General features: G+C 61.1%; 13 protein-coding genes. 4 read left to right on the top strand and 9 right to left on the bottom strand.

Annotation, left to right across the window (positions count from 1 at the left end):
• Positions 1-65: 65 nt before the first annotated feature.
• The 5 genes from KI810_RS07330 to KI810_RS07310 form a co-directional block, all read right to left on the bottom strand.
• Positions 66-2,540: an AMP-binding protein gene (locus KI810_RS07330; RefSeq protein ID WP_214174860.1), complete on the bottom strand. Its 2,475-nt coding sequence runs from the start codon at positions 2,538-2,540 to the stop codon at positions 66-68.
• Positions 2,541-2,765: 225 nt separating this feature from the next.
• A complete protein-coding gene (locus KI810_RS07325) occupies positions 2,766-3,485 on the bottom strand; it encodes a FadR/GntR family transcriptional regulator (protein WP_214174859.1) in 720 nt (239 codons plus the stop codon).
• Between the two features lie 82 nt (positions 3,486-3,567).
• Complete coding sequence (locus KI810_RS07320) at positions 3,568-4,809, bottom strand: (Fe-S)-binding protein (RefSeq protein ID WP_214174858.1); 1,242 nt, start codon at positions 4,807-4,809, stop codon at positions 3,568-3,570.
• A gap of 75 nt (positions 4,810-4,884) precedes the next feature.
• Positions 4,885-6,255 carry an FAD-binding oxidoreductase gene (locus KI810_RS07315; RefSeq protein ID WP_214174857.1) on the bottom strand — a complete coding sequence of 457 codons (1,371 nt, stop codon included), beginning with the start codon at positions 6,253-6,255 and terminating at the stop codon, positions 4,885-4,887.
• An 81-nt stretch (positions 6,256-6,336) separates the two neighbouring features.
• On the bottom strand, positions 6,337-8,337 hold the full coding sequence (locus KI810_RS07310; RefSeq protein ID WP_214174856.1) for an L-lactate permease: 2,001 nt from the start codon (positions 8,335-8,337) through the stop codon (positions 6,337-6,339).
• A 254-nt stretch (positions 8,338-8,591) separates the two neighbouring features.
• On the opposite strand from KI810_RS07310, the gene KI810_RS07305 reads away from it, so the two are divergent.
• Positions 8,592-9,113, top strand: coding sequence for a LutC/YkgG family protein (locus KI810_RS07305; protein WP_214174855.1), 522 nt, complete (start codon positions 8,592-8,594; stop codon positions 9,111-9,113).
• Positions 9,098-11,221, top strand: a complete 2,124-nt coding sequence (gene ldhH / locus KI810_RS07300) for an L-lactate dehydrogenase (quinone) large subunit LdhH (RefSeq protein ID WP_214174854.1) — start codon at positions 9,098-9,100, stop codon at positions 11,219-11,221. The genes KI810_RS07305 and ldhH overlap by 16 nt, the downstream gene beginning before the upstream one ends.
• A gap of 83 nt (positions 11,222-11,304) precedes the next feature.
• On the opposite strand, the gene KI810_RS07295 is transcribed toward ldhH, so the two are convergent.
• From KI810_RS07295 to KI810_RS07280, 4 genes are all read right to left on the bottom strand, one after another.
• Positions 11,305-11,580, bottom strand: a complete 276-nt coding sequence (locus KI810_RS07295; protein WP_214174853.1) for a type II toxin-antitoxin system RelE/ParE family toxin — start codon at positions 11,578-11,580, stop codon at positions 11,305-11,307.
• A 2-nt stretch (positions 11,581-11,582) separates the two neighbouring features.
• The gene (locus KI810_RS07290; RefSeq protein WP_214174852.1) at positions 11,583-11,852 is read right to left on the bottom strand and encodes a type II toxin-antitoxin system Phd/YefM family antitoxin; all 270 of its coding nucleotides are present in this window, start codon (positions 11,850-11,852) and stop codon (positions 11,583-11,585) included.
• 85 nt (positions 11,853-11,937) lie between these two features.
• Positions 11,938-12,441, bottom strand: a complete 504-nt coding sequence (locus KI810_RS07285; protein ID WP_214174851.1) for a nitroreductase family protein — start codon at positions 12,439-12,441, stop codon at positions 11,938-11,940.
• A 166-nt stretch (positions 12,442-12,607) separates the two neighbouring features.
• Positions 12,608-14,449, bottom strand: coding sequence for a UbiD family decarboxylase (locus KI810_RS07280; protein WP_214174850.1), 1,842 nt, complete (start codon positions 14,447-14,449; stop codon positions 12,608-12,610).
• Between the two features lie 386 nt (positions 14,450-14,835).
• Here KI810_RS07280 and KI810_RS07275 point away from each other — a divergent pair, with 386 nt between their 5' ends.
• Both KI810_RS07275 and KI810_RS07270 read left to right on the top strand, forming a co-directional pair.
• Complete coding sequence (locus KI810_RS07275; protein ID WP_214174849.1) at positions 14,836-15,990, top strand: ABC transporter substrate-binding protein; 1,155 nt, start codon at positions 14,836-14,838, stop codon at positions 15,988-15,990.
• A 95-nt stretch (positions 15,991-16,085) separates the two neighbouring features.
• Positions 16,086-16,952 carry a branched-chain amino acid ABC transporter permease gene (locus KI810_RS07270; protein WP_214174848.1) on the top strand — a complete coding sequence of 289 codons (867 nt, stop codon included), beginning with the start codon at positions 16,086-16,088 and terminating at the stop codon, positions 16,950-16,952.
• Positions 16,953-16,959: the final 7 nt, after the last annotated feature.

Here is a 16,959-nt window from a genome sequence, read left to right as displayed (position 1 = left end):
CCGAATCCTTCAGACGTAATGTCTTCTGCGTCCTCTATGCCCTCTACGTCCCCAATGAACTAATGTCACAACTCCTCTATCGCCCGCCGCGTCGCGGCAACGATCTCCTCCGCCCCTTCCCCCCGGAAACGGAGGGGCTCGCCGAAGGTGACCATCACGTCACCCCGCTTCGGCCAGAGCGCCCCGCGGGGGTAGACATACTCAAGTCCCCGTATCCTGACCGGCACCACCGGCATCTCCAATTCCTGGACCATGATGCCGAGCCCCTGCTTGAAGGGAAGCAGACTGCCGTCCTTCGACCGCTCCCCTTCCGGGAAGACCAGCAGGTTGACACCATGGTCCGCCAGCCGCCCCATGAAACGGAGAGAACTCCGGAAACCGCGGGTCTGGGGGAGGGGAAAGAGGTTGAGGGCGATGGTGCCGTACTCGTACGTTGACCGCTTCCAGAGCTGCTGGAAGATGTTGCGGAAATTCTGGAAGAAGAACTCGGCCCAGACTGCCGTGGCGGTCCGGTAGCGCAGGGAGCCTGGCAGGGCAGACATGATGGTCGGCTGGTCGAAATAGCTCAGGTGGTTGGCGGCAAACAACACCGGACCATCCAGACCTGCCAGCCGCTCCCCTCCCTCTACCCGCAGCCTGACGAAGCAGGCGAGGAGCGGCCGATGGATGAGAAAGTCGCAGGCCATCCGGATGAGACGCCCCCAAGGGCGGTTGGGCCAGAACCGGAAACGGTCGCGACTTTCCACCTTCTCCCGTCGGGCGACGATGGTGCGCAGATCGCTCACCCGGGTCTGGGGACCGATGAGGGAATCCTCCAGGTCAAGACGGAACTCCTGTTCCAGGGAATTGACCAGTTCCAGCCGGCCTATGGAGGTAAGCCCCAGGTCGGTAACCAGCAGCGATTCCTCGCGGATCTCCGCGGGGGGAGCCCCGGTGGCCCGGGCAATGAGAGCGACAAGGAGGTCCGCCGCCACACCTCCCGTAACTCCGCGCCCCTGCTGGAGCTTTTCCTTCACCAGGAACTTGCGGACCTTGAGGGTGGTGGTCTTGGGGAATTCCGCCTCGGGCCAGAGGGAAAAGCCGGTGATCTGGTGCAGCGTATCCAGGCCGGCATTGGCCTCCCGGACGATCTCGTCAGCGGGACGGCCACTCCCATCCAGGATGAGGACCGCATGCACCTCCTCCCCTCCTCCCCGGTCGAGGCCGATCACGCACCCCTCCCCCACCCCCTTCACCCGCCCGAGGACCCCTTCTACCTCGTCGGGATAGACGTTGATCCCCGCCCCCGTGACGATGAGCTCCTTCTCCCGTCCCCGTATATGAAGCCACCCCTCCCCGTCCAGTTCCCCCAGGTCGCCGGTGCGAAACCAGCCGTCCTGCGTGAATGCGGCGCGGGTAGCATCGTCGTTACCGTAATAACCGGGGAATACGTTCTCGCCACGGGCCAGCACCTGGCGGTCTTCGAGCCTGATCTCCACCCCCGGCAGCGGCACACCGACCGACCCGACCAGCTGCCGCTCCATGGTGTTGGCGGTCAGCACCGGCGCGCACTCGGTCAGCCCGTACCCCTCCACCACCGTGAACCCGAGACCACTCCAGAACCGGAACACCGCAGGGTCGAGGGGAGCACCGCCGGAGACAAAGAGGGTGAAATGGGAACCGAACTTGCGCTGGATGGGAAAAAAGAGCCGTTTCCTGGTACCCGGGGAAAGCCTCGCCGAACGTTCCAACAGCCAGCCGACCGGCTTTTCCAGATGCCGCGCCGCCAGCTCCCGCACGATGGAGTTCTGCAACAGCTGCAGCAGACGGGGGACGGCAATGACGGCGTAGACATCCTCCTCCCCTAGCGCCTCCATGATGGCCGACGGCTTGAGAGTACGGAGGTAGACGATGGCGCTCCCCCGAAAAAGAGGGGTGAAAAAGCCCCCCATCTGCTCGAACATGTGGGAGAGGGGGAGCAGGGAGAGAAATCGGAACCGCTCCGTCACGACGGGAATATGCCGGTTCACCTGGAGGAGATTGGCCATGAGGTTGCGGTGGGTGAGGATCACCCCCTTGGGGTTGCCGGTGGTCCCCGAGGTGTAGATGAGCTGGGCCGTGTCGTCCGGGTTCGGGGTTGCGGTGTCCGCCAAGGGAGGCGTTTCGGCAAGGAGGTAGGGCAACTCTTCCAGCATGACCGTCGACCAACCGGTCAGCCGCTCACCCTTGAAGCGGCTCTGGATGACCAGCCGGGCATCAGTCAGCCGGGCGATGGTTTCAGCCCGCTCCCGCCCCGACATGAAATCCACCGGGACCACCACCGCCCCCCGGGCCGCAAGCCCCCAGAAGGCAACCACCCACCAGGGTGAGTTGGGCCCCCAGAGCACCACCCGGTCACCCGCTCCTACCCCCTGAGCAGCCAGCCACCGGTTCATCCGGAGGGACAAATCGGCGAGTTCCCGGTAGGAAAGGGAGAGGCGGCGGACGCCGGTGCGAAAGACCAGGGCGCAACGATCTCCGCGGGGTGGGAACGTGTGGAACAGGTCAAGCAGGGTCTGCATCGGGCTCCTTGGCGAAAGCTTGATGGCGTACTAGCAAGAGTAGTCAAAATTTCGGGATTGTCAAAGAATCCAGGGGAGGCTTCAAGGCTTCCCCCCTTGGCAAGGGGGAGTCAGGGGTAAAATTGGGCTGTTAGATGGTTCGAGGAGTTTTTGCAGGATATGCGCTTGAGGTTTTGAAGCCCACTTGCCGTAGCGGGTGGGCTTTTTCCATGTTGAGGTGCCTGATCAGGCTTTTGTCTGCCGGACGTAGAGGCTGCTCCGCTGCTCGGCGAAGGAGAGATGGGTCAGCATGGCATCACGAGCCCGTTCCGGCGCCCGGTCCCTGATGGCAAGAAAGATGGCCTGGTGCTGGCCGAACAGCAGGCGGTGGTCTTCTTCGGTTATGTAAACCGCCCGCCAGACGCTGTTCTGGAACTCCTGCATGGCATCGAAGATGCTCTGCATGAGGTGCTGCCAGACCACGTTGTGGGTGGCGCGGGCAATGATGATGTGGAAATTGGCGTCCAGGTCCTGGGACGGCTTCATTCCGTCAAGGTTCCGCTCCATCTGGGCAACGATTTCCTCCAGCTTCCGCACATCCTCGGGAAGGGCCCGCTGGGCCGCATAATAGGCGGTCCAGGTCTCCATCCCTTTTCGGACTTCAACGACGTCCAGTGCCCGCTCCCGCTCCACCTTGATGAGATCGGAGAGCGTATTGCCGGCAGAGGTCTCCACCAGGGACTTTACCACCGTCCCTCCCCCCTGGTAGGACTCAACCAGGCCCGATGCCGCCAGCATGTTGAGGGCCTCCCGCACCGACGGACGGGAGACGCCGAACATCTCCGCCAGTTCCCGTTCGGGGGGGAGCTTGTCGCCGGGATTAAACTCTCCGGCCAGGATCGAGGTACGGATCTGGTCCGCTATCTGGGTGGAAACCTTCTTCGGTTTGATCGGTTTGAAATTCATACGGTTCCAATAAAAAAAAGGACTAATTTCAGTCCTTTTTAATACTACATTACCCCGCCGATGGCAACAAGATTACGGCAGATCAACCGTTCATGCTCGCCTGCAACAGTTCGGTCAGATGGATAACCCGGACCTGAGGTTCCGTTTGGGCAAGGGCCTGCTTAAGCTGCAACAGACAGCCGGGATTGCTCGTCACCAGGTAGTCGGCGCCGGTTTTGAGGACCGTATCGAGCTTGCGCCGGAGCACCCGGTCGGCCATCTCCGGCCGCTCGATGTTGTAGGTGCCAGCGCTGCCGCAGCAGGCGTCCGCATCGGCAAGCTCCCGGTAGTCGAGACCCGGTATCATTTTAAGCAGCTGCCGCGGCTCGTGCCGTATACCCTGGCAATGGGCGATATGGCAGGGGTCGTGGTAAGTGACCCGGTGCGGCAGAGGTTTCAGCTTCTCCCCGAGCAGTCCCCTCCCCTCGTAGAGCACCTGGGAGATGTCCCGCACCTTGCCGCTGAATACCGCCGCGTGGCCATCACCACCCAAGTGGTGGCCGTATTTCTTCAGCTCGGCGCCGCAGCCGCCGCAGTCGGTGACGATGAAGTCCAGGTCGTAACTGCTGAACAGTTCCACGTTGAACCGCGCCATCTCTTCCATCCCCCGCCGGTCGGCGGCAAGCATGTTGGGTGCGCCGCAGCATTTCTGGGCCTTGGGGGTGATGACCCGGTAGCCCATGGCGGAAAGGAGCTGAACGGTGGCGAAGCTCGCCTCGGAAAAGACCAGGCTCATGACGCAGCCGAGGAAAAAGCCGACGGTCCCCCGCTCCTCCCCCTGGGCAGGCGTCACTTCCTGCAGGGTCCGTCGGAGCGGTTGCGCCGGCAGTTCGGGGAGAAGCCCTTCCATCCGCGACAGGCCGGGGGGGAACATCTTGAGGAGTCCGAGCTTGCGCACCACCTTCTGCAGGCCGGAGCGCTGGTAGAGCTTCAGGGGGGACGCGGCGGTCTCCAGGCGGTCCGGATGGGGGAGGAGCCGGCGCAGAACCAGCTCTTCCATGAACGAGAGCCCGTCCCGTTCCTTCTTTTCGCACTTGAACTCGGCCACCAACTCGCCAGCATTCACCCCGCAAGGGCAGGCGGACGCGCAGGCCTGGCAGTCGAGGCAGAGGGAGAGGTAGTCCAGGAACCGTTCGCTCGCCGCCAGATCCCCTTTCTGGAATTTCCGCACCAGCGCCACCCTCCCCCGGGGGGAGGCGGTCTCCAGGAAAGTTTCCTTGTAGGTCGGGCAGTGGGGGAGGCACATGCCGCAGCGCATGCAGTTGATCAGTTTTTCGTAATCCATTGGAAACCCCGTAACCCGGGACTGGGGACCCGGGACCAGTAAAATCTTACCGGTCCCTGATTACCGGTCCCCGTTTTAAAACACTTTGCCGGGATTGAGAATCCCCTTCGGATCAAATGATTCCTTGATATTCCGCATCACCCTGACCCCTGCCTCCCCCACCAGCTTCGGCAGGTACTTCTTCTTCGCCAGCCCGACGCCGTGCTCCCCGGTGATGGTCCCCCCCATGGCGATGGCGGCATCGAAGATCTCGGCAAACGCCTGGTGAGCCCGGGCGATCTCGTCCTTGTCCCGCTCGTCGGTCAGGCAGGTGGGATGGAGGTTGCCGTCCCCCGCATGACCGAAGGTGCCGATGGTGAGGTCGTATTTCCGGGCGGTCTCCTGGATCAGCTTCACCATGGGGGCGATGCAGCTCCGGGGGACGGTGGCGTCCTCCAGGATGGTGGTCGGCTTGACTCGGGCCAGGGCGGAAAGGGCCACCCGCCGGGCGGTGGCGAGCTTCAGCGCCTCCTCTGCCGTGGCAGCGGTCTGGAAGAAGGAGCAGCGGTGCTTTTCGCAGATGGCCCGGATGGCCGCGGCATCCTCCTCCACCACCGCCGGGTGGCCGTCCACCTCGATGAGGAGCACCGCCTCCACGTCCAGCGGCAGCCCGACCCTGGCGTAATCCTCCACGCACCTGATGGTCACCCTGTCCAGAAATTCCAGGGTGGCCGGGATGATCCGGGCGGCAATGATACGGGAGACGGTCAGTGCCGCCTGCTCCAGCTCGGGGAAATGGACGAGCATTGTCTTTTTCGCCGGGGGCTTGGGGATCAGCCTGACCATAACCTCGGTGAAAACCCCCAGGGTCCCCTCGGACGAAACAAGAAGATCGTTCAGGTTGTACCCCGCCACGTTCTTGACCGCCTTCCCTCCCGTTTTCAGGAGCACCCCGTCCGGCAGGATGGTGGTAAGCCCCATGACGTAGTCCGACGTGACGCCGTACTTGAGCCCCCGCAGCCCCCCCGAGTTCTCCGCCACGTTCCCCCCCATGGTGGAGATATTCATGCTCCCCGGGTCGGGGGGGTAGAAGAGCCCCCGCCCCTCCACGTCCCGGTGGAGGGCACTGGTGATGACCCCGGTTTCAACCGTGGCGGTCAGGTTCTCCTCGTCGATCTCCACGACCCGGTTCAGGCGGCTCGTCTGGAGCACCACGCCACCGGCGGAGAGGGAACCGCCGGAAAGGTTGGTACCCGAACCGCGGGGGGTGACACTGACGCCCGCATCATGGCAGAGGGCCACGACCCTGCTGACCTCCTCCGTCGAACCGGGAAGCACCACCGCCCCGGGAAGGCTCTCCAGCTCCGGTGTGGAGTCGTAGCCGTACACCGCCAGCGACTCCTTGTCGGAAAGGGTGAATTGCTCGCCGACGATCTTCTGCAAGTCGTTTATAAATGACTGTTTCATACATTACCTCGCCCCTCACCCCCAGCCCCTCTCCCCTTGGGAGAGGGTGGCCGTCAGGCCGGGTGAGGGAGAATGTTCGAGTTATGGGATCATCCACTGGAGGACGTAAGCTTGTAGATATACAATAATCCCCACTAGCACCGTCAGAAAGAGGGAGTGCTTCAGGGTGAACCGGAACAGGGTCCCCTCTTCTCCCACCATGCCGGTGGCGGCGCAGGCCACGGCCAGGGACTGGGGTGAGATCATTTTCCCCATGACGCCGCCGCTCGTATTGGCTGCCCCGGTAAGGATCGGGCTGATGCCGAGCTGTTCGGCCGTCGCCTTCTGCAGGCCGCCGAAGAGGACGTTGCTGGAGGTGTCGGAGCCGGTCAGGAAGACACCCAGCCAGCCGAGGAACGGCGCGATGAACGGGAACCAGTGTCCGGTCTTGGTGAACACGAGGCCGAGGCAGTTGGTCATGCCGGCGGCGTTCATGATATAGGCCAGGCCGAGAACCGAGGCGACGGTAAGTGCCGGAAAGCGCATGTCCACGAGGGTTTTTCCGGCGATCTTCGCGGTATCACCCATGCTTACGCCGCAGAGAAGCGCGGAGAGCAGTGCGGCGATGAGGATAGCGGTGCCGGCGGCAGACATGAAGTTGAAGTTGTACTGGGCCGCTACCTTGATGGGAAGCTGGTCTGCAAGGGCCTTGTTCAGCGGTTTGAACTGGTCCTTGCCGATGACAGGGACAGCCGCGGCCACTGCCGGTGCCGGGATACTGCCGCCGGCAGCGACACTGACAGTTGTCAGTTCCTTGACCATTTTCTGGATATCATCCCTTTTCTTGGCGACAGCGTCGAATCCTTTGAGCCGCTCTTCGGGAAGCACCGCCCCCTTCCCCGAAAGACCCTGCTCCACAGGGATGACCAACTCCTCCAGCCCCTTCAGTTCGGCCAGCTTCGCCGCAAGGGCAGCTTGTTTGGTGTCTGCCGGGGAAAGGAGAGCAAGCTGCCTGTCGATCTCTGCCGTGACAGCGGCTGCTTTTTTCAGGCCGTCCTCGGGCTTGGAGACTTTCTTGACGATGTTGTTATGGAGACCATCGACAGTGATGACCACCTTGCTCTTGTCGAGAGCTGTCTTGATGGAAGGAATCCCCCAGAGAAGGACCATGATGGTGAGGGCAAGATAGGGAGCCCAGGCGCGGAAAACCTCTGCGGCGGTGTAGTGATGCTGCTCCTTTCCCGCAAATTCCGGCTCGTGGTCGAAGGTCCAGTTTTCCTTGGGGTGCCAGACGCGGAGCAGCAGCACCAGGGAGACCATGGCGACGAGGGAGGCGGTGATATCGGGAAGGTAGGGACCGAGATAACTGGCGGTCGCCCACTGGGTGACGGCAAAGGTAACACCGCAGGTTACGATCGCCGGCAGCACCTCGATGGTCTTCTTCCACCCCACCATGATGAGAATGACGTAAAACGGGATAATGACCGAGATGAACGGCAACTGGCGACCGACCATGGTGGAGAGCTTCATCATCCCGTCATCGCCGTACCCCATGACGCCGGCAAGGGCGACGACCGGGATACCTATGGCCCCGAAGGCAACCGGCGCGGTATTGGCCACGAGACAGACACCGGCTGCATAGAGAGGACGGAAGCCGAGACCTACCAGGGTGGCACCTGCGATGGCGACCGGCGTGCCGAAACCGGCTGCCCCCTCGATGAACGCACCGAAGCAGAAGGCTATGAGAAGCGCCTGCAAACGGCGGTCGCCGGTGACGCCGGCCAGGGAGGCGCGGATGACCTCGAACTGCCCCCCCTTGACGGTTATATTATAGAGAAAGAGGGTCGTGATAACGATGTAGAATACCGGAAAGAGTCCGAACGCAGCCCCCTGGAGGGTGGCGAGGGCGGCCAGCTTGGCCGGCATCCCCCACACGCCGATGGCAATGACGATGGCCGAACCGACGGCCAGGAGAGCCGCCCGGTGGGCCTTCATTTTCAGGAGGGCAAGGCAGACGAAGATGACGACGAGGGGAATGGCTGCCACCAGGGCCGACAATCCCAGGCTCCCCCCCAAGGGTGTGTAGGTCTGAATCCAGGGCATCGTAGTTTCTCCTTTTCTCGCTAAGTTGTCAGAAACGGAATCCGCCGTTCGAATACAGATGGTGTCAACCCATCCCAGCCCAACTGTCTGCACAATAATGCAACACAGTTTTACAAATTTGTATTACCAATTAACAACTTCTTCATACCCTGTCAAGCACTTTTTAGAAAGTCCGTTTTTAGCCTTGACACAAGGGCGTTTATACATTAATCTGGAATCACATTTTTGGTAATGCCACTTCTTTGAGGTGCGTTATGGTAGAACGATTTCAGGTCGCCGCCGAAGCGGTCGGTGCCGTTGTAAAACGGTTTACCACTCTTGCCGATGGGGCTGACTACGTGGTATCTGTAGCCGGCACCTCCCCGGTTGCCGCTCCTTCCCTGCCGCCGGCCATCCGACAGACACTTGCCGGTCTTGCCTTTGCCGCACCGCAAGACTTCCCCCTTGCGAACGTGGGTATCAGCGTTGCCCATGCCGGCATAGCCGCCACCGGCAGCCTCCTCCTCGACCTTACCGACCCGACGGACCGGAGCGCCACCGCCCTGCCGCCGGTGCACCTGGTATTCCTCGACGCGACAACCATCGTTCCGACCCTGGCCGACCTGGCGGGGCTTCTGGAAGAAAACCTCAACCGCCCCTCCCCCGCCTATCTCTCCCTCACCACCGGCCCCTCTCGCACTGCCGACATCGAACGGGTCCTCACCATCGGCGTCCACGGCCCCAAGGAGCTGCACATCCTCATGCTTGAAGGAGACGCGTCATGGACAAGGGACTGATCCAGCAGAAGCTCGACAACACCTTTCTGCGGAAGGCGCTCAGGAACTTTGCCGCGGCCTACCCCGTGGCGCGGGCCAAGGCGTTTGAGGGAATTGACTTCGAGAAACTGCGGGGGCGGATATCCGACTTCAAGATGGCGGGGCTGGAACAGTTGCCGGCCCTGGTGGAACAGTTCACCGCCAGCGCAGAGAAGAGCGGTGCGCGGGTGCACCTCTGCACCACGCCGGAGGATGCAAACCGGACCATCCTGGAGATCATCCGGTCAAAAAATGCCGATTTCCTCGTTAAATCAAAGGCGATGACGTCGGAAGAGATCGAACTGAACCATTACTTGGAGAAGAACGGGGTCAGATGCCTGGAAACCGACCTGGGGGAATGGATCATCCAGCTGGCGGGGGAGCGCCCCTCCCACATGGTCATGCCCGCCATCCACAAGAACCGGGATGAGGTGGCGGAGCTGTTCAGCAGGGAAACGGGGAAGGAATGCCCCCCCGACATCCCCTACCTCGTCCAGACCGCCCGGGAAGCGTTACGGAGCGGGTTCCTCACCGGTCAGGTGGGAATGTCCGGTGCCAACGTGGCCATGGCCGACAGCGGCACCCTCGGCATCATCACCAACGAGGGGAACGGCCGGCTCGTCACCACCCTTCCCCGTACCCACATCGCCCTGGTGGGGGTGGAGAAGATCGTTCCGTCCCTCACGGAAGCTCTGGACATCATCGATATTCTCCCGAAGAACGCCACCGGCCAGAAGATCACCTCCTACGTCTCCTTTATCAAGGGGCCGACGGGGGTCGAGGGTCGGGAGCTGCACATTGTCCTTCTGGACAACGGCCGCCTGAGGCTCGCCGCCGACCCCGCCTTCCGGGAAGCGCTCAAATGCGTGAAGTGCGGCGCCTGCGCCAACGTCTGCCCCATCTACGAGCTGGTGGGAGGCCACGTCTTCGGCCACATCTACGTGGGGGGGATCGGCCTGGTCCTCACCCCCTTCTTCCACGGCTTCGACAAGGCGGAGGAGATTCTCAAGCTCTGCATCGGCTGCCGGAAGTGCAACGAGGTCTGCGCCGCCAAGATCGACATCGAGGGACTCATCGTCGACCTGCGGGACAAGATCAGGAAACCGTTCGGCCAGAAGTTCCTGTTCGGCACCCTCATGAAAAACCGGAAACTGTTCCACGCCGCCCTCCGGACCGCTTACCTGGCCCAGAAACCGTTCCAGGGTGAAGGGGGCCGCATCCGGCACCTCCCCCTCGTCCTCAACCGGGAGACCGCCAACCGCTCGCTGCCACCAATAGCGGAGACACCTTTCAGAGATATGTTCCAGCGAAGTTCCCGGTCCCTGGTCCCCGGTCCCGAGTCCCGAGAAAAAGTCCTTTTCTACTCGGGTTGCCTTGCGGACTTCGTCTATCCCGATATGTGCCGGGACACGGTGACGAGCCTGGAAAAGCTCGGCTACACCGTCACCTTCCCCCAGGAGCAGACCTGTTGCGGCATACCGGCCCGCTATTCGGGGGAGATGGAAGTGGCGCGGGACATGGCGCGGATCAACACGGATGTGCTGCTGAATGAGGAGGCGGATTTCGTCGTCACCATCTGCCCCACCTGCACCATGTCCCTGAAGCACGACTTCGGCAAGCTCCTGGCGGACGATCCGGTATACGCGGAGAAGGTGCGACGACTGGCGGCAAAGACCTTCAACTTCTCGGAGTTGGCCGCACGGAAAGCCGGGACCCGGGACTCGGGATCCGGGACCAGCAAAGGCGAAAGGCAGGTTGTTACCTATCACGACGCCTGTCACCTGAAGCGGGGATGCGGGGTGCATGAGGAACCGCGGAAAGTACTGCAGGAGCTGGCGGGAATGGAAATCGCCGAGATGACCGACTGCGACAAATGCTGCGGCTTTGGCGGCTCCTATTCCATAAAGTATCCGGAGATCTCCCAGGAGGTACTGAAGAACAAGCTGGAGAACATCGCCGCCACGGGCGCACAGACCGTGGCGGTCGACTGCCCCGGTTGCAAGCTCCAGATCGAAGGTGGCCTGGAGGCGGCGGGAAGCACCCTTAAGGTGGAGCACAGCGCCACGCTGGTGGCGAGAAGGATAGGTTGAGGTAAAGGTAAAGGTAAAGGTAGAGCTTGAGGAATGAAATGCCGGGAAAATTTCCGGCTTTTCACATGTCTCGGGATTCGGAGCTAGCGATACACCTCGTCATGACTGCCGATATCTAGCAGGACAATCTCCTTTTCGGTAATCAGGAGCGTAAGGGTTATGCGGTAGCTGTAGGTGAGGCTTATAGCGTGACAGCCGGCGAGTTTGCCGGCGAGCGGATGGAGGGCAAGATGGGGTTGAAATGGGTCCTCTTGCAAGGCGGCAACGGTAGCAGCGAAGCGGGGCTTGAGATCGGGGTGTTTTTTGAAGAATCTTCTTGCCTGTCGAAGGAACTGCTCGGGAGTGATAATAACGAACATGCCTACTCACCGTCTTCGGCAAGTGCTTGCAGAAGATCGTCGGCAGAGGTGAATTTCCGCACCCGGCCGGACTTTACGTCCTGCAGTGACGCCTTGACCCTGGCCAGATATGCCTCGTTCGCCTCGGCTACCAGTTCCTGGTAGCGCTCCTCGGAAAGGACCACGTACTGCGGCTGGTTGTTGCGGATGACGTGCACGTCACCCTTGGCGATCAGCTCGTCCACTGCGGCAATACCGCGCCGCTTGATCTCCTGGGCAGGAATGACGTTCATATTTGGACCCCTTACAGTACTTAATTTAGCACTCAAATTGTGCCACATCCAGCACCACATATCAAATAGATTCTGAAACGTTTGGCTAAAGCTCCTTGAGCAGCAACTCCTCCATCCCCTTCCGCCCCGACCGCTGGTTACACGACGCCGGGTGCCCCACCGCCAGTACCGCCATCAATTCGTAGCGGGCCGGCAGTTCCAGGACGGCGTTCACCTCGGCACTCCGGTTGAGGATCTCCCCGAGCCAGACCGCCCCCAATCCCAGGCCATGAACGGCCAACAGCATGTTCTGGAGGCAGGCGCCCGCCCCCTGGTGATCCTTGGTGTCGTTGTACATCGCCTCCCGGTCGCAGAAGACGGCGATAGCCAGGGGAGCACCGTCGATGATCCGTCGATATTTCGTGAGTGCCGCCAGTTCCTGGCGTTTCCCTTCACGCCGCACCACCACGAACCGCCACGGCTGATTGTTGAGCCCCGATGGCGCCCATCGCCCTGCCGAGAGTATTTCCGTCACCTGTTCCGGCGTCACCGGTTCAGCGGTAAACTCACGCACACTCCGGCGGGTACGGATGGCTTCAAGAATGTCCATGAAACTTCTTCTCCTTCCTGACAGCATTTCTCCCTTCTCCCTCAAGGGAGAAAGTGGCCAACGGCCGAATGAGAGGATACCCCCTATTCCCCCCCACCTGTCCCTCTCCCTCATGGAGAGGGAACGAATGACCGACATCTGGAGTGTCAGCGCACATGAATTACCCCTAAATGATGCCGTGCAAAGGCCCGCCCGGCGCCCCAAGCGCATCTACCCTCTTCTCTATACCGGGATCGTCGATGAGTGGCGGCGCATGGTGGGGCTTGGAACGGGCGTCGATGACCAGCGCTCCCTCGCACCCCCAGTGCTTGCAGCGGGTGGCGGAACCGATGCCGTAGATATCGGCGGCGGGGTTGGAACGGGTGAAGGTGACCCAGAGGAAGTTGTTGAGGGTGCGGGAGGTGAAGTCGCTGTCGTCCACGATGACCACGAGGGGGAAGGCCGCCAGGTCGCTGCGGCCGGCGTAGAAGTCGCAGAATGCCGTCATGTCGGTGTCGTCACACCCACGGGACGCAGCACAGGGAGGCCCCTGCACGGCGAGAACGCCGGGGAGACAAAGCCGCGGGTTGCCGAACCCTTCCGGCAGGCGGAGGTCGGCGGGAAGCTCGACCGGCAGCTCCCGACGCTTCTCACCCACCGCAGCGATCACCACCTTGGAGCCGCGATTCAACCCTTCGCCCGAATAGTCCAGGGTATCGATGGTGGTGCGGGTCTGGAAATGGAGGTCACGTCGCCAGTCCACCCGCTCCAGCATGTGGTGGAGGAAAGCGGGAATGTCATGAATATCAAGCTCCGGTGCGTCCTCATGGGCGCAGATCCAGAGGTATTTTGCCAGAGAGAGCTGCCCCTGGCCGAGGATGGCGTTGGCGATGGTGAGGATCTCACGAGGTTCCCGCTCCCGGGCGTAGGGGACGTAACGCTCGGAGCCGATGGCGAGGAGGAGCGGATGGACCCCCGCCGCATCCACGGCATGGACCGCTTTTACCCCGGGGAGCACCTGCGGGATGAGCTCCCCCGTCAGTTCGTGGATGAAGGCGCCGAAGGTGGTGTCCTCCTGGGGGGGGCGGCCTACGGTGGTAAAGGGCCAGATGGCGTCGGGGCGATGCCAGACCCGCTCCACCCGGAGCACCGGAAAATCGTGGGCCAGGCTGTAGTACCCCAGGTGGTCGCCGAATGGCCCTTCCGGCAGGGTCTTCGTCGGATCGATGGTGCCGGTGATGCAGAAATCGGCTTCGGCCGGGATGGGAAGTTCGCCGGGGCGACTGACCATCTCCAGCCGGTGCCCCCCCAAAAGGCCGGCAAAGGCGAGTTCCGGCATCCCTTCGGGGAGCGGCATGACCGCCGCAACAGACAGGGATGGAGGGCCGCCGACGAAAACATTCACCCGGAACGGTATTCCCCTTTCCAGCGCTTCCCCATGGTGGACACCGATTCCCCGGTGGATCTGATAGTGGATGCCGATCTCTTCGTTCAGCCGGTACTCGTTTCCCGCCAGTTGCACCCGGTACATCCCCAGGTTCGAATGGCGGATGCCGGGGCGGACAGCGCTTTCCGAATAAACCTGGGGGAGCGTGATGAACGGACCGCCGTCCTCGGGCCATGATTTCAGCTGGGGGAGCTGGTCGATGGTGGTAGTGCGGGAAAGCACCGGCCCGTTCAGGACCCTTCTGGGAAGCAGGTGAAGAGCGGCGAAGGGGGTGCGGGCAAGGGACAGGGGCTCCTTCATGAGCGCCAGGGGATTGACCTTGAGCGCTACCAGCCGCTCCATGTCCCGCAGGGTATCCCGGAAGATGAAGCGGGTCCGCTCCAGAGTCCCGAACAGATTGCCCAGAAGAGGAAAACGGCACCCGGCGACGCGGGTAAAGAGGAGTGCCGGCCCGCCTGCCTGGTAGACACGGCGCTGGATCGCGCCGACCTCCAGATGCGGATCGACCTCAGCCTCGATCCTGACCAGGTCCCCTTTCTCTGCCAGTTCCACCACGCATTCCTGCAGGTTGCGATACCCCATCCCGTAAACCTCGTTCTTAAGAGTTACAACCTGTTTAATGCAGCCACCGGGTCAAGTCAACAGGTAATTCCTGCTCCGGGTCAAACATTTCCCCTTCACCGCTCCTTCGGCACATAGTGGCTGATTTTGGCCACCCCATCCTGGCCAATTCTCGCCACTTCTGTCCGACAAGGCAAACAAAACAGCTTTATTGTATACACATACGACATGATTCCAGTAGGTTAGCACCGTCAAAAGTTATGGCATTCTAGTTGCTTATAGAATCAAACGACTTTTCATTTATTCATTACCAGAAAACCCTTCTGCTCGGCAGAGCGGCTTTCTGGAGTTCGCTCCCGAAGAGGGTATACTTTAAACGCGTTGCAATCAAACAAGGAGGTACGACCATGATGAGAAGAGGTATCGTTTTTGCGCTGGCATTCTGCCTCGCGCTGCCGGGACTCTCCCTGGCAGCCAACGTGAAGATCGGCTTCATCAACTCGATCACCGGCCCCGAGGCCCCCATCGGTGAAAACCTGACCAACGGTGTCACCCTCGCCATCGAAGACCTGAAGAAAAAGGGTATCGACGTACAACTCCTGAAAGAGGACGACACCGGCAAGCCCCAGATATCCATGAGCGCCATGGAAAAACTTGCCGGCCAGGGTGTCGCCGGTGTGGTAGGGCCCTACACCTCCGCCTGCGCCAACGCCGTCGCCAAACTGGCGGAGAAGTACAAGGTGCCTCTGCTGGTGCCGGCAGCCGCCAAGGAAGAGATTACCCGCCAGAACCTGAAGTACGTCTACCGGCTCAATGCCCCGGCGGACCAGTACGCCTCCTCCCTCATCGACGCAGCCATGACCATGGGCAAACCCAAGACCATCGCCTTCATCTATGAGAACACCGATTTTGGCACCTCCACCTCGAAAACCGCCAAGGAGTACGTAGCAAAAAAGGGCATCCAGGTGGTGGCCGACGAATCCTATTCCAAGGGTTCTCCCGATTACCGCTCCACCCTGACCAAGATCAAGGCCAAGAATCCTGACCTGGTATTCATGGTATCCTACGTGGCAGATGCCATCCTCCTCATGCGCCAGTCCCGCGAGATCGGCCTCCAGCCCCAGGCGTTCCTCGGCGGCGGTGCCGGTTTCACCACCGTCCAGTTCGCCAAGGAGAAGGAAATCTCCAACAATGTCTTTTCCACCACCCAGTGGACCGATGACGTGAACTGGCCGGGTGCCAAGGACTTCTTCAACCGCTACAAGTCAAAGTTCGGCAAGGAGCCGACCTATCACGCCGCCTGCGCCTATCAGGCGATGCTGATCATGGCAGAAACCGCAAGCAAGAACGGTGGCGACCGCGAGAAGACCAAGGCCGGACTCAAGAGCGGTTCCTGGAAAGGGATCATGGGCGAGACGAAGTTCGAGGACTACGAAGGGTTCACTAACCAGAATAAGCACCAGATGCTGGTCCTGCAGATCCAGAACGGCCAGTTCGAAACCGTCTTCCCGACCAAGTTCGCATCGAAAAAGCCGGTATTCCCGTTCCCGAAGTGGAAATAAAAAACAGGGACTAGGGACGGGGGACTGGGGAACAGGGGAAGACACCTCCCTGGCTCCAATTCCCCGTCCTCCGTCCTCCGTCCCGGAGTATTTTTATGACCGTTTTATTGCAATCACTCATCAGCGGTATTCTGATCGGCGGCGTCTACGCCCTGATCGGGATCGGCCTGACCATCATCTTCGGCGTCATGCGGGTCATCAACTTCGCCCATGGCGACATCCTGATGGTCGGCATGTACATGACCTACGTCCTCTTTACGTCGTTCGGTATCGATCCGTTCGTATCCATTGTCATCACGATTCCGCTCATGTTCCTCTTCGGTGCGTTCCTCCAGAAACTCTTCATCAACCGGATGCAGGGGGCGCTCCCCCAGAATCAGATCCTGCTCACCATCGGCCTGGGGCTGATCATGAGCAATACCATGATGCTGATCTATACATCGGACTATAAAATTCTCTCCACCTCCTATTCGTCGGAGAGTTTCAACCTGGGCGGCATCTCGATCTCCTCACCGCTCGCCATTTCGTTCCTCATCACAGCAGCCATCACCATTCTTCTCTACTGGTTCCTGCTGAAGACCGACACCGGCCAGGCGATCCGTGCCACGGCCCAGGACCGGGAAGCTGCACAACTCATGGGAATCAACGTCCGCTGGATGTCGATCCTCGCCTTCGGTATCGGGTCAGCGCTTGCCGGCACCGCCGGCGCGCTCATATCGCCGACCTATTACATCTTCCCCCAGATCGGCGGAATTTTTACCCTGAAGGCCTTCGTCATCACCGTTCTCGGGGGAATGGGAAGCATCATCGGCGCGACACTCGGTGGGGTTATCATCGGCATCGCCGAATCCGTCAGTGCTGTCTATATCTCTTCCGGATGGAAAGACGTGGTTGTCTTCGTCCTCTTCCTCCTCGTCCTGCTCTTCAAGCCCGCCGGCTTGATGGGCAAGTCCAGAATGTAGGGGGCTG

It is taken from the genome of Geomobilimonas luticola (assembly GCF_018476905.1).
Taxonomy (GTDB): domain Bacteria; phylum Desulfobacterota; class Desulfuromonadia; order Geobacterales; family Geobacteraceae; genus Geomobilimonas; species Geomobilimonas luticola.
This window is presented reverse-complemented; position numbering and strand designations above follow the sequence as displayed.

Bases quoted from the DNA above. Each gene is read 5' to 3' on its own strand.
- KI810_RS07330 (WP_214174860.1), bottom strand. From the start codon at position 2,540: ATGCAGACCCTGCTTGACCTGTTCCACACGTTCCCACCCCGCGGAGAT.
- KI810_RS07325 (WP_214174859.1), bottom strand. From the start codon at position 3,485: ATGAATTTCAAACCGATCAAACCGAAGAAGGTTTCCACCCAGATAGCG.
- KI810_RS07320 (WP_214174858.1), bottom strand. From the start codon at position 4,809: ATGGATTACGAAAAACTGATCAACTGCATGCGCTGCGGCATGTGCCTC.
- KI810_RS07315 (WP_214174857.1), bottom strand. From the start codon at position 6,255: ATGAAACAGTCATTTATAAACGACTTGCAGAAGATCGTCGGCGAGCAA.
- KI810_RS07310 (WP_214174856.1), bottom strand. From the start codon at position 8,337: ATGCCCTGGATTCAGACCTACACACCCTTGGGGGGGAGCCTGGGATTG.
- KI810_RS07305 (WP_214174855.1), top strand. From the start codon at position 8,592: ATGGTAGAACGATTTCAGGTCGCCGCCGAAGCGGTCGGTGCCGTTGTA.
- ldhH (WP_214174854.1), top strand. From the start codon at position 9,098: ATGGACAAGGGACTGATCCAGCAGAAGCTCGACAACACCTTTCTGCGG.
- KI810_RS07295 (WP_214174853.1), bottom strand. From the start codon at position 11,580: ATGTTCGTTATTATCACTCCCGAGCAGTTCCTTCGACAGGCAAGAAGA.
- KI810_RS07290 (WP_214174852.1), bottom strand. From the start codon at position 11,852: ATGAACGTCATTCCTGCCCAGGAGATCAAGCGGCGCGGTATTGCCGCA.
- KI810_RS07285 (WP_214174851.1), bottom strand. From the start codon at position 12,441: ATGGACATTCTTGAAGCCATCCGTACCCGCCGGAGTGTGCGTGAGTTT.
- KI810_RS07280 (WP_214174850.1), bottom strand. From the start codon at position 14,449: ATGGGGTATCGCAACCTGCAGGAATGCGTGGTGGAACTGGCAGAGAAA.
- KI810_RS07275 (WP_214174849.1), top strand. From the start codon at position 14,836: ATGATGAGAAGAGGTATCGTTTTTGCGCTGGCATTCTGCCTCGCGCTG.
- KI810_RS07270 (WP_214174848.1), top strand. From the start codon at position 16,086: ATGACCGTTTTATTGCAATCACTCATCAGCGGTATTCTGATCGGCGGC.